Genomic DNA, 14,321 nt, shown 5'->3' with positions numbered 1-14,321 from the left:
CCGGAAGACCCCTCAGCGGATGCCGGTGAGGACGAACGGAGACCAGTAGAACGGCGACACCCAGTCGGAGCGCGCCCGGACGGCGCGCTTCGCGTCCCTGAGCGCCACGGCGAAGGAGACCGTGCGGCCCTCCCGTTCGGCGGCGGCGATCCGGTCGAACAGGTCTCCGATCAGGACGGCGGTCGAGGCATCGTCCACCGACCACTGGCTGGCGATGACCCGTCGCGCGCCGGCGGCGAGAAAACCGCGCGACAGGGCGAACACCCCTTCCCCCTCGATCTGAAGACCGGCGTGGCTGCCGCAGGCCGACAGGACCGCCAGCTCGCACGACACATCGAGGCCGTAGATCTCGAACAGCTGCAGGTAGCCGTCATCCTCCGTCCGTCCGGTCTCCGTCTGAGGAGGTGTCAGCGCCAGCGCGGCGAACAGCTCCCCGCGCTCCTGATCGACGAGGCCGTGCATGGCCAGGTGGATGTACCGGTTCCCCGGGAGCGCGGCGCGCACCCGCGGCTCGTCCGCCTCGCTCCCCTGCAGCACCGTGATGCCGGGCCCGGGAGGCGCCGCGACGTCCGCATCGCCGTGGCGCCCGCGGGAGGAGAAAGCATCCACGATGGCGCGGCTCTCGCGCGCCGTCCCCGGCAGACGCGCCAAAGGCGACCCGCCGCGCTCGAACTTGCCGCGCAGAATCGCGGCGCCGTCGGCCGCGTCGTACCGAGGGTCGGAGACGCTCAGGATCTTCCCGGCGACGACGCTGCTGCGCGCGGCCAGGCGTTGCAGCAGGGAGGCCGAGGCCGCGTAGCGGATCGGCGGTCCGTCGTCGAGCCAGTAGTGCGCCGAAGCCGGCGACCGGCCCTTCTTCGTGACCAGCGCCTCGAACGGCAGCCGGAGCAGAGGGCCGTCCGGCAGGATGACGATCTCCGACGCCGTATTCACGCTCGCCCAGACCCGGCGAGGGACCAGGACGTGGAAGAGGGCCAGAAGTCTCGCGGGCAGCGGATGACCGGCCGCGTCCCGCTCTGCTTCCTCCAGGAGATCTCCCGTGGCCGGCGGACGCGCCAGGGCCGGGAGGAGGCCGCCGGTCGCGGACGAGGAGCCGCCCGCGGCGCGCGCACCCTGTGTACCGTCGAGGACCCGTCCCAGGTCGCGGGCCCGGACAGGGCCGGCCGGGATCCCGAGAATCGTCGCGGATGCGCGGTCGACCTCCAGCCGTTGGAAGAAGGGGGCCCCGGGGGGCGGAGGAAGGACGAGAAGACCGCTCTCCTCCTCCCCGATGACGTACATGAAGAGCGCCCCGCCAGGGGGGACGATCTCGCGCCGCGCCGCGTCGAGAGAGATCGGCGGCCCGCCGGTCGTGTCGCGCCAGAGTGGACTGGCGTTCTTGATCTCATCGTAGATCATCGCGTAGGAGCGAGAGGCGTCGCCGAGATCCTTGTCCAGACCGGCCACACGGCGGCCGCGCTCCTCGGACGCCAGATCGCTGCGCGAGCGCGCGAACGTGACTCTCTCCTGAAGTTCGGCCAGGCGCGAGGCGGCCGCGCGCTCCCGCCCGGCCAGGGAGGTGTGGGCCGGTTCCGGGATCGCCGCCAGGAGATCGACGCGAGCCAGCTGCAGCTGATCGAGAAGCGCGCGGCTGCGGGCGCGTTCGGCGTACTCGAAGGCGGCCGCCGTCCGCCCGTCCTCGAGGAGCCACAGGACGAGCCGGTCGAAGAGCGCAACGTGCCTTGCGAGGAAGGTGGCGCGCGCCTCCTCCCCTCCGCCGGCGTGCGGCCGAATCGCCTCGACGAGGACGACCGCCCGGCGCTGATCGTCGATCGCGCGGGCCCGCTCGCCGGCGCGCCGGCGCAGTCCGGCCCGGAGGGCGAGTGCGTCCGCCCGGGCCTCGGGGTAGGCGCTCGTCCCCTCCAGAATCCCGACGGCCTCCTCGATGCTCGCGAGCGCGTCGTCGTACCGGCCCCCCGCCTCGAGCGTGCGCGCCAGCTCGATGAGGGTCAGGGCGACGTCGGGGTGGCGATCGCCGTACACGTCGCGCCTGACGGCGAGGGCCGCCCGTTCGTCCTGCTCGGCCTCCTCGAGGGCCCCGCGGGAGCGCAGGACCGCTCCGAGATCGTGCAGCGACTGGGCGACCCTGAAATGCCGCTCGCCGAGAGTGCGGCGCAGGAGGGCGAGCCCCTCGCGACAGGGCGGCTCGGCGGCCTCGGGCCGCCCCTCCTCCCGGTACAGGACCGCCTGCTGGTTGAGGAACCAGGCCAGGTCGGGATTCTCCGCACCCAGCGCCGGGCGCGCGATCGCGAGCGCCTTCGCATACAGCGGCTCGGCGTCCTGGAACCGGCCGCGCAGCCGCTCCAGCTCGGCGAGGTTCAGCCAGGCCAGGGACAAATCCCGCGCGTCCGGAGAGGGGGCCTGGGTGCGCAGCGTCAGTGAGCGGCGCAGGAGGGTCTCCGCCTCGTCGTAGCGCCCTTCATCTTTATACAGGCCGGCCAGGTTGTTGGCGAGACGGGCCTGCTGGGGACGGCTGTCGTCCCCCTCCGCCTCGGCGATGCGGATCGCTTCGAGGAAGCGATCCGCCGCCTCCCCGAACCGGTCCTGCGAGCGGTACAGCTCGGCGAGGGTGTTCAGGCTGTCGGCGACCTGGCCGGGCTCGGCGGTCGGATTGACGCGGAAGACCGCGATCGCCGCGACCAGGAGCGGCTCCGCCTCCGCGTACCGGCCTTCCTTGAAGAGGATCGCGCCGAGACCGTAGCGCGCCTCGGCTATCGATGTGTCTGTTGCGGAGAGATGCTGGAGCCTTATGGCGAGGCAGCGGCGCTCTTCTCCCTCGGCGTCGTCGAACCGTCCCTGATCGTAGTGCACCGTGGAGAGCAGGTCGAGGCTCCCCGCCACGTCGAGGTGGTCCTCGCCCAGCGCACGCAGGCGGAGGTCGAGCGACTCGCGCAGCAGGACTTCGCCTGCGGCCGCGATCTCGGCGGTTCCGCCGGCGCCTTGAATCAGGCGGATGGCCAGGCTCTCCAGCGAGGTCGCGAGCCCGGCAGGAGTGGTCGCGAGACGCGTACGGACCGAATCGGCCGCGGCGCCCGCGAGGGAGAGCGCTCCCGGGATGTCCCCATTCTTGAGCGCCTCGTCGAGTCCCGCGAGGGGATCGACGGATGCCGCGCCGCCTGCCGTGGCCAGGGCCAGGAGAGCGGCCATGACGCGGATCTTGGACCGGATCATTGGGCGCTATTATAGGAGCAACATGAACACCGGTCCGTCCGACCCCCCTCCCGAAGACGACACCGTCCCGGACACGGGCGACGAGGTCACGCGCACGCTCTCGGGGGAGGGGGCGACCGCGGGATCCGTCCCCCTCGAAGGAGAGATCGTCGGCCACTTCAGGATCGAGCGCGGCATCGGCGCCGGCGGGTCGGGCACCGTCTTCGTCGCCGAGGACCTCGACATCCCGGGGCGGCGCGTGGCGCTCAAGCTCATCCGGCCGGCGGGCATAACCCCCGACCTCGAGGCGCTGCGCCGCGAGGCCGTAGCGCTCGCGGCTCTGCGTCACCCCCACATCCTCGTCGTGCACGAGATCGGAAGCTCGCGCCACGGCCCCTTCCTCGTCACCGAGCTCATGACCGGCGGGTCGCTCGCCCGGCGCCTGGCGCGCGGACCGCTGCCGCTCGGCGACGGGCTGCGCATCGGACGCGTCGTCGCGGACGCTCTGCGCGCGGCGCACGAGCACCATCTCCTGCACCGCGACATCAAGCCGGCCAACATCCTGGTTCAGGAGGACGGCACGGCGAAGGTCGGGGATTTCGGGCTGGTGTGGCGCAGCGCTGTTCCCGCGGGCGACCCGACGACCGCATCGACCGCGAGCGATCTCAATCGTGGCCTGCCGACCTCCGCGGGGACGCCCCTCTACCTGGCGCCCGAGGCGATCGAAGGGAGCATCCCCTCGGCCGCGGCCGACCAGTTCGCGTTCGGAGTGACGCTGCACGAGCTGTTGACGGGCCGGCGTCCGTTCGAGGGGCGGCACTGGGCCAGTCTGGTGCTCGCTGGGCATCCGGTCGTGGCGTCGAGCTTGCCTTCAGACCTGCGTCGGATCATCAGGCGCTGCCTGGCGCGAAGCGCTTCGGATCGGTTCCCGGACATGCGGGCGGTCGTGGCGGCTCTCGACGCGGCGACCGAGCGGCGCGACCCGCGCCGCCGGCGATTCGTCCTGCTCCTGGGCGCGACGGCGGTCGTGGCGGTGGCCGCCGTTCTTCTCTGGGCAGGGATGCGACAGGTCAACCTCGCGCGCGCCCGCGCCCTCAACGAGCAGGGACGCGCCGCCCTCGAGCGCGGCGACCGTGATGCCGCGCGCAAGGCGTTTCTGGCGGCCCATGGCGCCGACCCCGGCTATCTGCCGGCCTGCGCCAACCTGGGCTCGCTGGCCGCCCTCGAGAGCAACCCGACCTGGGCGGTCACGCTCCTCGACGATTGCGCCGCGACGTTCCCCGCGTCCGACGTGACGCACTACAACCTCGGCACTGCGCTCAGGCTGATCGGCGACCGGCCGCGAGCCGAGAAGGAGCTGCGCGCGGCCCTCACGCTCGCGGGGAAGGGCGCGGTCCACCCTCTGGCGCTCAACGAGCTCGCCCTGCTCCTGATCGAATCGCGGCGTCCGGCCGAGGCGGTGCGTCTCCTCGAAGGGGCCGGGTCGATCCCGCACGATACGGTCGAAGGGGCGATCCTTCTGAAGACGTTCGGGCTGGCCTGGCTCGGCTCGGAGCGTGCCGGTGATGCCGCCGTGACGCTCCGTCGGGCCCTCGACGGTCCGCTTCCGGAGGCTCAGCGCGGCGCGGCGCTGGCGGCGCTCGGCCGGGCCCGCGAGCTCTCGGGCGACTCTTCAGGCGCCCTCGAGTCCTACAGCCAGGCTCTCCTGGCCGGGACCGACGGCGCCACCGAGGAGACAGTCCGCGCCGGCCTGTCGCGCCTGCAGCCGGGGACGGGGACCTCATCTCCCCACGGAGTCTCAGCAAAGCCCGCACCGACCCCCCGATGATGCGCCGGGGGCCGGCGCGGTGGTACTCTAAGGAGAACTTGGAGGCGTGCCCATGACCGGCCCCTCGCTCCGACCCGTCGTCCGAGTCTTCCGGTGGCTGATCCTCATGGCCGCGCTCTGCCTGCGGATCACGACGCTCGGCGCCGAGCCCTCCTCGCCGCCGCAGCCCGCGCCGGCGGCGGGGGTGCTGGCCACCGTGCGCGGCGACGTCGCGATCGATCGTCCGGGCGGCGCACGGCCGATCGCGGGGACGATCGGCATGCGGCTGATGCCGGGAGACGGGCTGCGTGTCGGCCCCGGTTCGTCGGCCACGGTCTACCTCGCGGGAGGCAGCATCGTCCGCGTGCCGGCCGGCGGCCGGATCGAGATTCCACAGGCACCCGGGAGGACGGGAGGTGCTCTGGCCGGCGTCGAGGGAGCGGGCCGGGGGCCGGCGGCCGCGTCGTCGATGTCGTCGCGTTCGGTCGAAGTCCTCGAGCAGGGCCTCTGGATTCTCAACGATCCCGAGGGGAGCGTCCTCCTCAGCGCCATGCGGGGGGAGGACGACGCCTGGGACGATGCCGGTGGCAGCGGACCCCTGCCGCTCTCGCCGCGCTTCGAGACCGTCCTCGAGCCGCGCCCCCGCTTCGTGTGGAGCACCGCCGCAGGCCCTGTGCGTATCGCCCTCGCGCGGGGCAAGGACGTGCTCTGGCGCAGCCCGGCCGCGGCGACCACCTCCCTGAGTCTCCCCGAGGACGGACCGAAACTGCGAGCCGGAGAGGCGTACCGCTGGTGGCTCGAGTCCGGCGATGCCGGTGTCCCGCTCGGCGAAGCCGTCCCGTTCCGTCTGGCCACCAGGGAGGTCCAGACCGACGCCGCCCGGTTCGAGAGCGAAGTCGGCGCCCTGGAGCGCGGCGACGACGGCACGGCGCTCGCCGGTCTGCTGCGCTGCGGCTACTACGTCAAGATCGGCGCCTGGAGCAGGGTCCTCACCGCGGCGTCGAGTCTCGGTCGGCGCGACGCGCCGTCTCCGGTCGCGCCCCGGGCCCTCGACGGCTGCCGTCGGCAGATGCGGCTCACGCAGGAGGGGATCGATCGTCTCGTGGCGCTCGGTGCCGGGCAGGCCGATCCAAAATGACCGCCTACACCCGGGCCTGCGACGAGACCTCCTCGGCCCGCTCCTGCTGCTGCAGCCGCCACATCCGCGCGTAGTGCCGGCCGGCGGCGAGGAGCTCGTCGTGCGTGCCGCGCTCGACGATCCGGCCGCCGTCCATCACGAGAATCTGGTCGGCCCCCATCACGGTGGACAGGCGGTGCGCGATCACGAGCGTCGTGCGGCCGACCTGGATCCGGTCGAGCTCGGCCTGGATCGCCTTCTCCGACTGCGAGTCGAGCGCCGAGGTCGCCTCGTCGAAGATGAGAATCGCGGGGTTCTTCAGAAGGGCCCGGGCGATCGCGACGCGCTGCTTCTCCCCCCCCGACAGCTTCAGCCCCCGCTCGCCGACCTGGGTCTCGTAGCCGTCCGGTAGCGTCACGATGAAGTCATGGATGTGGGCGGCGCGCGCGGCCGCCTCGACCTCCTCGCGGCCGGCCTCGGGACGGCCGTAGTGGATGTTGTAGAGGATCGTGTCGTTGAACAGCACGGTATCCTGAGGCACGATCCCGATGGCGGCGCGCAGCGTCTTCTGCGTGACGTCGCGCAGGTCGCGGCCGTCGACGCGGATGTGGCCGTCGTCGACATCGTAGAAGCGGTACATCAGTCGCGCCAGAGTCGACTTGCCCGAGCCGGAGTGCCCGACCACGGCGACCGTCCCCCCGGGCGGGATCTCGAAATCGACGCCGTGCAGGATCTCGCGCCGCGCGTCGTAGCCGAAACGGACCCCCTCGAAGGTGACGTGCGGACGGTGCGTGACGAGGGGAACGGCGCCGGGACGGTCCTGCACGTCGGCGGGCTGGTCGAGCAGCCCGAACAGCCGCTCCATGTTGGTGAGCGACTGCTTGACCTCGCGATACATCATGCCGAGGAAGAACAGCGGGGACGACAGCTGCAGCAGGTAGGCGTTGACCAGCACGAGGTCGCCGACCGTCAGCCGCCCGCCGACGACACCGGCGGCCGCGCGCCACATCATCGCGGTCACGCCGATCGCCACGATCACCGTCTGGCCAGAATTGAGCAGCGCCAGCGTCTTCTGTGCCAGGACGTTGGCATCCTCCAGGCGCCGCAGACTCTCGTCGTAGCGGGCGGTCTCGTGCGCCTCGTTGTTGAAGTACTTGACGGTCTCGTAGTTGAGCAGCGAGTCGACCGCCCGCTCGTTGGCGCGCGTGTCCGCCTCGACCGCGGCTCTGTAATACGACGTGCGCCACTCGGTCACGAGGAAGGACCACGCCGCATACGCCGCGAGCGTCACCAGGATGATCAGCGCGAACCCCCAGTCGTACTTCCACACCAGGAGGAGCGTGACCAGGATGACCTCCACGGCGGTCGGCACGATGGTGTAGAGCGTCCAGTCGAGGAGATCGGAGACGGCCGTGCTGCCGCGCTCGACGTCGCGCGACACACCGCCCGTGCGGCGGTCAAGATGAAACTTCAGGCTCAGATCGTGCAGGTGGCGGAAGACCTTCACGGTGATCTGACGCGAGGTCCTCGCCATCACGCGCGCGAACACGACCTGGCGCAGCTCGGTGAACAGCGTGACGCCGATCCGTGACGCCCCGTACGCCAGGAGCAGGGCGACCGGGAGCACCAGGAGACTCCGCTCGAGGTTGAGCCGGTCCACGATCTGCTTCAGCGCCAGCGGCACGAGGAGGGTGGCGACCTTGGAGACCAGGATCAGTCCGAGCGACAGGACGATCCGCCCGAGATAGGGACGCAGGTAGGGTAGAAGCGCGCCGATCACGGCAAAATCGCCGTCCCCGCCGCGGGCGGAGCGCAGAGGAGCGGAGCCGTCGGGCTCCTGGGGCGCTGGTGTAGTCATGGTCCTGCCTATTATTCACCGGCACCCGGTCGGCGTTCCAGTGCGGACTGGCAGCCGCCTCCTCCCGCCTGGCGCCGGGCCTCCGCCGGCGCAGGTCGATCCCCGCCGCATGGCCCCGAAGTCACCCCGAATCCGTGATTGAGGGAAGGAGGACGAAAATCATGAGTTCCAGCCGATGGGACGCGACCTCGACGGTCGCGGCCGTGATCCTGGCGTGTGGTCTGCACTCCCGACAACGATGGACCGCGACCCTCGATCCGAGGCGGGCCCAGGTCGGAAACACGGCGGGTGCCATCGATGCCCTGCAGAATCGGACCGCGGACGTGAACCGCGATGGCAGGCCCGACCTGGTCGTCACTTACTCTGTAGCCGCTGCCCGGCGGGTGCAGTCGGTCTCCGGCCCCAGGAGCACGCTGGCGTTCCGTTACGGTGCGCGCGACGGCACCGCCTGGCTCGTGTCCGACATTTCAAGACTCGGCAGTCCGTACGTTTCGGGGGGTTGAGTGGCAGAGACGTTCACCGGCCGCCCGGCGCAGCAGGAGAACGCCGGGCGGCCGGCAGAGAGTGGCGCGCTAATTTCCGCGCGTGTACCAGGTGCCGCCCGGACCGGTGTAGCTGGCCCCTTCACCCCAGACGACGTAGTTCCTGCCGTTCGAATCGACATCGATCTCGCCGTAGTCGCCGTACGGGAACGCGTAGCCGTTGACGCTCTTGTACGGCGCACCCGAGGTCAGGTCGGAGAGGCGAACGTCGGCGGTCCAGGACGTGCCACCATTCGTCGTGCGCTTGTACCAGGTGTTCCACCCGCTATGGCTGAAGATACGGTCGTCCTGCCAGACCACGCGGAAATCACCGGCCGTGGTCGGGTGCGCGGCCGCCATCGGGAAGCCGTTGTTCACGGCGGCGGAGGCGACCGAAAGCTTCGTGCGCGCCGACCACGTCGCGCCGCCGTCGGTCGAGGTCTTGAAGTAGATCTGCTCCGGCACGTCCGGAGTGTCATTAGAGTTGTAGACGACCATGAGCTTTCCGGCGCTGTCGATCGCGAGCGCCGCCTGCGTCCCCAGGAATCCCTGATTGCAGCCCGCGGCCCAGGTACAGAGGGGGACTTCACGCGACGTGTCGATATGAACGTCCGACCACGACACGCCGCCATTCGTCGTCTTCAGGACCTCGACGTTGGAATCGCCGTTGTAATTGTTTCCGCTGGAGTAATTGCTGGTCGCGAACCAGGCGACCATGGGGTTCGACGGCGAGACTACGGCGCCTGAATGGAACCAGTAGCGCGTGTCGCTGTTCGTCTTCACCGGGGCCGAGAACGAGGCGCCGAAATCGTGCGACGAAACGATGTAGCTGTCGCTGGAATTGAACCCGAGATAGACGTGCTGGCCGTCCCGGGAGATGCCGAGCCACGGCTTGTCGTTCCACTGCGGCTTCTTCCCGTTGCCCGACCACGAGATACCCGTGGACCAGGTGACGCCACGGTCCATCGATCTCACGAAGGTGGAGCCGGGTGTGAACGCGTCGAGCCACACCGCGTAGACCCAGCCGGTCGAGGCGACGACGATCTGCGGGTCGTATTGCGCCTTGCCTGAGGTCGACAGGAACTGCTCCACCCAGGTGGCGCCGCCGTCCGTGGATCGCCGCAGGACGATTGCGGGCAACTTGCAGTTGCCGCACGGCTTCGGTCCCGTATAGCGCGTCGTCAGCTGGTACACGTAGTTCGGATTGACCGGGTCGACCGCGTTCGCCGGCTCCCAGTCGTCCTGGCCGCTCATGACCCGCTCCGCGTCCCATCCGCCCGGAGGAGCCGGGGGCGCCTGCACCACCATCGTCTCAGCGATAAACGATTTCCCGGTCCCGATCTTCTTCCCCTTCTCGTCTCCCGTCTGACCGCTCTTCGTCAGCTCAGGACTGGCCGCAAAGCATCCGGCGACCGTCAGCGCGAGCAGGAGCGCCGGCAGGTGCTTCCAGACTTGCCACTCAGGGCATCGCTTCCAGCTCGATCCCATGTCTCCCCCCACTGAATTACTGCTGGTTTTCTTGAAATGCTCTCTGCCGACGTATCGCTGCGTCATTCAAGGGAAAACGATGGGAGGCGCACGGATAGGCAGAGGTCGCCTGTCGGGCGCGACGCGGGACCGGGGTCCACTCCCCATCGTGTTTCTGCCTATGAAACGGAATCAGTCGGAGTCCTGAGCGGGCGGACTATACCACGTGCGACGGGCTCTTTTCGCCGCCGGCTTCAGAAATGAGGGGACCCTACTGCAGCGCGTACAGATTGCCGTCCATGCTCCCGACGTAGAGCACGCCCCGGTCCACCACCGGCGAGGACAGGATCGCACCGACGGATATGAAGCGGTAGAAATCGATGTACATGTCCTCGAAGTCGCCGAACACCGGCGTAAAGGCCTGCCGGTTCAGCCCACCGTCGGCGTCGAGCACCTTGAGCGGGTCTTTCCTGGACGCCTCGGTCTGGAACGTCCATGCGAGCTTGCCGGTTTTCGTGTCGATGGCGTAGAGCCTGCCGTTGTGAGCCCCCACGTAGGCGAGTCCTCCGGCCAGCGCCGCGGAGGAGAAAACGTAGGCCCTCGCATCGAAGTTGAATCGCAGCCGTCCCGTCTTCGCGTCCAGCGCCATGAAGCGGGAGCTGTCGGATGTTCCCACGAACACCATTCCGTCGCGCACGGCAGGCGTTCCGACCACCCACGACTTGCTCGTCGGGTAGTCCCACCTCTTGCGTCCGGTGGCGGCGTCGACCGCATAGACGTGTGCGTCCCGGCATCCCACGTACACCGTGCCGTCCACGACCGCCGGAGATGACTGGAAGCCGACCTGGTTGTGAATGACGGGGTCCTCGCCCGTCTTGAACGACCACTTCTCCTGCCCGGTGTCCGCATCGAGGGCGTAGAGATGACTGTCCCAGCCGCCGATGAAGACGGTGTTGTTGTCGACGGCCGGGGAGGAGTGCACGACGTCCCTCGTCGGAAATTTCCAGTCGAGCACGCCGGTTTCGGCATCGACCGCGTAGACGTTTCCATCGCCGCTGCCGAAGAACACCTTGCCGCGGGCAACGGCCGGCGACGACGTGAAGACATCCCAGGCGTCGGGGATGGTCTGGGCCGCGGACAGATATCCGTGAAGATTCTTCGCTTCGAACTTTCTCTCGAACTCCGTGGCGAGGGTCCATTTCACCGCACCGGTCGCGCCGTCCAGCGCGACCAGGGCGCCAGCCGATGATGCGAAATAGAGGGTCCCCCCGGCCAGGGCCGGCGAGGAAGCGATTCCCATCCTGGACTTGAAATTCCACCTCTCCTTGCCGGTCTCCTGGTCGACGGCATAGAGATGCCCGTCGAGGCTGGCGATGTAGATGACACCGTCGGCGATGGCGGCGGACGTCACGATCGGTCCGCCGGCCTTGAAGGTCCACTTCAGGACACCCGGTCCGTCCGGGCCGGAGGTCGCGTACACCCCCGTTCGCGCGTTGTTGCCGTGAAAGGTGGTCTGGGCCGACGAAGGGAACGCGGCCGCCGCCAGGATCACGATCACTGCGAATCGTTTCATCAGGAGTCCTCCGGATCTCCGCCATTGCGGATCTCTGGAGTGTACGCAGGCAGAATCCAGAAGTTGCGCGTCCGAAGGTAAAAAAAACGTATCAATTGTCAAACTCACCGCTTCAGATCGGCCGGCCAGTTGACGACCAGTGTTATGGCCGTGCCCGGCTCCCCGGGCTCGAACGGGACGATGAACCGTTGACCGTCGGGCGTGACATCGAAGCGGCCGAACACGCCGTACGAAAAGGTCTCGAAGAGCGGATGGGCGGTGCCGACCTCGACGAGGTTGACCGCGGGCTTCACGTCGACGGCCATCACTTCGTTGTCCGGAGAGAAGTAGAAGATCTCCCGGCCGTCGCGCCGCCAGCGTGGCGAATACCCCGCCCCTGACGAGACGAGCCACTTTCCCCCGGGCCCGGGGAAGGGCGCGATGTAGACCTTGTACTCGCCCGACTCGGTCGAGCAGTACGCCACCCATTTGCCGTCGGGGGAGAAGGTCGCGTCGCGCAGGCTCACCGGAATCTTCAGGAACGGGTGAGGCTTGCGGTCACCCGTCAGCGGGAGCACCCAGATCGACCAGCCCCCCTGCGATCCTTCGTGATACATGAGGGTCTTTCCATCCGGGGACCAGTCGGACGGAAACCTGTAGCGATCGATTCCCTCGAGGAGGACTTCGGCCTCGCTCGAGCCGTCCGAGACCTTCTGACTGAGAAAGTACTTTCCGTCGTGATAGGAGGTATAGGCGATCCGTTTACCATCGGGCGACCACACGGGAAAGATATTCCCCTGTGCGGAGGACGAGCCGAAGGTCTGCGGTGTCTTCACGCCGCGCACAATGTCGTAGGTCCAGATGTCATATCCTCCGGAATCGAGGTAGAAGAGCACCCGCTTCCCGTCCGGGGAGATGCGCGGGCTGGCGTAGGCGCCGTTTCCCGGCACCGTTCCGACCTGCTTCCCGCTCCGGTCGTACCACACGAGCTGACGTTCCGCGCCGGCCCTGCCTTCCACATAAGCGAGCCGCCCGTTCTCGGAGGCCGAAAACAGCCCCCTGGAGAAGATCTCGGCCTCCTGGACCGGGTCCGCCACGGGCACCGCGTCCCCCGCGAGCTCCAGGCGCGTGAGATCCAGCGGCTGGGCCATCAGGGTGTTCTGTCGCAGGAAGAGAATGTGTCCCGAGGCGTAGATGGCGCCGGCGTGGGTGCGCATCAGGCCGCGCGTCTCGTGCGAGTCGAGCGAGCCCAGCAGGATCGTGTTGGTGGGGTTCTCCGTGGAGGTGAAGACACTTCCCGCCAGAAAGAGGAAATGTCGGCCGTCCGGCAGGAAATACGGCCAGCGGTGCGAGATCTCGTTCTTCGACAACTCGAGCGTCGTGACCGGAACGGACACCCCGCCTGAGGTAGAGACGCGGTGGATGGGGGAGTTGACGCTTGGAGCGAAGAGAATGATGCCGTCGCGATTCCAGGTGCCCCCGCGCCCGTCGGCGGCATCGCAAAGCGCCAGGGCGGGACCGCCCGAGGGTTCGATGGTCTTGAGCTTGCCTCCGGCGAAGAAGCCCACGAATCGCCCGTCCGGCGACCAGAACGGATACTTGGCGCCGCTCGTGCCCGCGAGGGGCTGCGCGCGCAGCGACTCGATCGGGCGGATCCACAGGACGGATTTCCTGTCGGGCGTCGAGGCCACGTAGGCGAGGGTGCGGCCGTCGGGGGACAGACTGAGGCCCGAGGCGTCCGAGAGGAGCAGGTTCGAGCCCGTCATCGGCTTGATGTAGCCGCGGATGACGTTCTCCTCGACTGGCGTCCGCCTCGCTTCCCGGACCCCGAGGACCAGAAGCGCCGCGACCGTCACGGCCAGGGCGGCGAAGAACCACCGCTCCCGTGCCTTCCGGCGACCGGCCCGCGGCGCGAGGGCGTCCGCCCGCGTGCCGCTCTGGGCGATCCAGGTCAGGAGGTGCGCCAGATCCCGGACCGTCTGCCATCGTCTCTCCGGCTCCTTGGCCAGGCAGGTTCGTATGGCGTAATCCAACACCTGCGGCGTCATCGGCTTCGCTTCGCTGATCGAAGCGGGCTCCTTCTCCAGGACCGCAGAGGCCACGCTCAGCTGGCTCTTTCCCTCGAAGGCGCGCCTGCCGGTCAGCATCTCGTAGAGCACCGCGCCCAGCGAGAAGATGTCGCTCCGCGCGTCGACGTCCTTTCCTTCGACCTGCTCGGGCGACATGTACTGGAACGTTCCCACCCAGGACCCTTCGGCTGTCAGCGACCGGGACATGGTCTGCAGCCTGGAGCCCCCCGAGTCGGCGGCGACGGACGGCTTCGCCAGGCCGAAGTCCAGCAGCTTGGCTCCCGCCTTCGTCAGCATGATGTTTCCGGGCTTGAGATCGCGATGCACGACGCCGCTGCGATGCGCCGCTTCCAGCCCCTCGCACAGCTCGAGTGCGCACTTCAGGAATTGATCCAGCGGCAGCGGTCCCTTGCCCAGCCGATCGGCCAGCGTCTCCCCCTCCAGGTACTCCATGACGAGAAAGCGCAGTCCGTCCTGCGAGCCGACATCGTAAAGGTGGCAGATGTTCGGGTGGCTCAGGGCGGAGATGGCCCGCGCCTCCCGCTCGAACCTCTCCCCGGCCATCGGTTTGTCCGACAAGTGGGCCGGTAGGATCTTGATCGCGACGGTCCTGTCCAGCCGGGTGTCGCGGGCGCGATACACCTCTCCCATCCCCCCGGCGCCGAGCGGCGCGAGGATTTCGTACGGCCCCAGACGGGAGCCAGATGACAGCGTCACGCTCCGGCTCCTTTCGGCGAGAAG

The 14,321-nt window shown here is 68.9% G+C and carries 8 protein-coding genes; 3 read left to right on the top strand and 5 right to left on the bottom strand.

Annotation, left to right across the window (positions count from 1 at the left end):
• Positions 1–12: 12 nt before the first annotated feature.
• Entirely contained in the window at positions 13–3,210 is a 3,198-nt protein-coding gene (locus tag VEW47_08195; GenBank protein ID HYS05160.1) for a CHAT domain-containing tetratricopeptide repeat protein, read from the bottom strand.
• On the opposite strand from VEW47_08195, the gene VEW47_08190 reads away from it, so the two are divergent.
• Together VEW47_08190 and VEW47_08185 are read left to right on the top strand one after the other, a co-directional pair.
• Positions 3,185–5,017: a protein kinase gene (locus VEW47_08190; GenBank protein HYS05159.1), complete on the top strand. Its 1,833-nt coding sequence runs from the start codon at positions 3,185–3,187 to the stop codon at positions 5,015–5,017. The two genes, VEW47_08195 and VEW47_08190, sit on opposite strands and share 26 nt — an antisense overlap.
• Positions 5,018–5,069: 52 nt before the next feature.
• Complete coding sequence (locus VEW47_08185) at positions 5,070–6,134, top strand: hypothetical protein (GenBank protein HYS05158.1); 1,065 nt, start codon at positions 5,070–5,072, stop codon at positions 6,132–6,134.
• A 4-nt stretch (positions 6,135–6,138) separates the two neighbouring features.
• Here the strand turns inward: VEW47_08185 and VEW47_08180 are convergent, their stop codons facing one another.
• Complete coding sequence (locus tag VEW47_08180; GenBank protein ID HYS05157.1) at positions 6,139–7,971, bottom strand: ABC transporter ATP-binding protein/permease; 1,833 nt, start codon at positions 7,969–7,971, stop codon at positions 6,139–6,141.
• Positions 7,972–8,132: 161 nt separating this feature from the next.
• Here VEW47_08180 and VEW47_08175 point away from each other — a divergent pair, with 161 nt between their 5' ends.
• Positions 8,133–8,474, top strand: a complete 342-nt coding sequence (locus VEW47_08175; protein ID HYS05156.1) for a hypothetical protein — start codon at positions 8,133–8,135, stop codon at positions 8,472–8,474.
• 69 nt (positions 8,475–8,543) lie between these two features.
• Here the strand turns inward: VEW47_08175 and VEW47_08170 are convergent, their stop codons facing one another.
• The 3 genes from VEW47_08170 to VEW47_08160 all read right to left on the bottom strand — a co-directional run bounded on the left by VEW47_08170 (position 8,544) and on the right by VEW47_08160 (position 14,297).
• Entirely contained in the window at positions 8,544–9,980 is a 1,437-nt protein-coding gene (locus VEW47_08170) for a sialidase family protein (GenBank protein HYS05155.1), read from the bottom strand.
• Between the two features lie 250 nt (positions 9,981–10,230).
• Positions 10,231–11,532 carry a PQQ-binding-like beta-propeller repeat protein gene (locus VEW47_08165; GenBank protein HYS05154.1) on the bottom strand — a complete coding sequence of 434 codons (1,302 nt, stop codon included), beginning with the start codon at positions 11,530–11,532 and terminating at the stop codon, positions 10,231–10,233.
• 104 nt (positions 11,533–11,636) lie between these two features.
• Entirely contained in the window at positions 11,637–14,297 is a 2,661-nt protein-coding gene (locus VEW47_08160; GenBank protein ID HYS05153.1) for a protein kinase, read from the bottom strand.
• Positions 14,298–14,321 lie beyond the last annotated feature (24 nt).

The organism is Candidatus Dormiibacterota bacterium, assembly GCA_035635555.1.
GTDB lineage: Bacteria > Acidobacteriota > Polarisedimenticolia > Gp22-AA2 > Gp22-AA2 > Gp22-AA3.
The sequence above is the reverse complement of the archived record's forward strand: the minus strand, read 5'-3'. Positions and strand labels throughout refer to the sequence as shown.